This is a genomic window from Streptococcus mitis bv. 2 str. SK95, from assembly GCF_000222705.1.
GTDB classification, from domain to species: Bacteria; Bacillota; Bacilli; order Lactobacillales; family Streptococcaceae; genus Streptococcus; species Streptococcus mitis_AY.
Genome location: NZ_AFUB01000013.1, coordinates 1 through 716, shown reverse-complemented (window position 1 = coordinate 716; position 716 = coordinate 1). Strand labels below are relative to the sequence as shown.

Here is a 716-nt window from a genome sequence, read left to right as displayed (position 1 = left end):
ATCAATCGGGAAGACAGGATTCGAACCTGCGACACCTTGGTCCCAAACCAAGTACTCTACCAAGCTGAGCTACTTCCCGAGTTAAATAGAAAAAATGCACCCTAGAGGATTCGAACCTCTAACCGCCTGATTCGTAGTCAGGTACTCTATCCAGTTGAGCTAAGGGTGCTCATTATTATATGCCGAGGACCGGGATCGAACCGGTACGATCGTTTCCAATCGCAGGATTTTAAGTCCTGTGCGTCTGCCAGTTCCGCCACCCCGGCCTCTCTAAGCGAACGACGGGATTCGAACCCGCGACCCCCACCTTGGCAAGGTGGTGTTCTACCACTGAACTACGTTCGCATCGACCTCTTCTATTTTAATGCCGGCTACATGACTTGAACACGCGACCCTCTGATTACAAATCAGATGCTCTACCAACTGAGCTAAGCCGGCAAATTTCTACTATGCGGGTTAAGGGACTTGAACCCCCACGCCGTTAAGCGCCAGATCCTAAATCTGGTGCGTCTGCCAATTCCGCCAAACCCGCAAATATGACCCGTACTGGGCTCGAACCAGTGACCCATTGATTAAAAGTCAATTGCTCTACCAACTGAGCTAACGAGTCTAAAATAACTTCCGTTATCTTAAACGGTCCCGACGGGAATCGAACCCGCGATCTTCGCCGTGACAGGGCGACGTGATAACCGCTACACTACGGGACCTATATGGGA

Annotated in this window: 8 tRNA genes; all 8 read right to left on the bottom strand. The window is 50.8% G+C overall.

Annotated elements, in window-relative coordinates:
- Window positions 1-5: 5 nt before the first annotated feature.
- The 8 genes from HMPREF9965_RS04430 to HMPREF9965_RS04395 all read right to left on the bottom strand — a co-directional run bounded on the left by HMPREF9965_RS04430 (window position 6) and on the right by HMPREF9965_RS04395 (window position 707).
- Window positions 6-79, bottom strand: a tRNA-Pro gene (locus HMPREF9965_RS04430).
- 16 nt (window positions 80-95) lie between these two features.
- Window positions 96-169, bottom strand: a tRNA-Arg gene (locus HMPREF9965_RS04425).
- Between the two features lie 11 nt (window positions 170-180).
- A tRNA-Leu gene (locus HMPREF9965_RS04420) sits at window positions 181-266 on the bottom strand.
- A gap of 7 nt (window positions 267-273) precedes the next feature.
- Window positions 274-345 (bottom strand) — tRNA-Gly (locus tag HMPREF9965_RS04415).
- Window positions 346-365: 20 nt separating this feature from the next.
- Window positions 366-438 (bottom strand) — tRNA-Thr (locus HMPREF9965_RS04410).
- A 12-nt stretch (window positions 439-450) separates the two neighbouring features.
- Window positions 451-532 (bottom strand) — tRNA-Leu (locus HMPREF9965_RS04405).
- A 5-nt stretch (window positions 533-537) separates the two neighbouring features.
- A tRNA-Lys gene (locus tag HMPREF9965_RS04400) sits at window positions 538-610 on the bottom strand.
- A 24-nt stretch (window positions 611-634) separates the two neighbouring features.
- Window positions 635-707, bottom strand: a tRNA-Asp gene (locus HMPREF9965_RS04395).
- Window positions 708-716 lie beyond the last annotated feature (9 nt).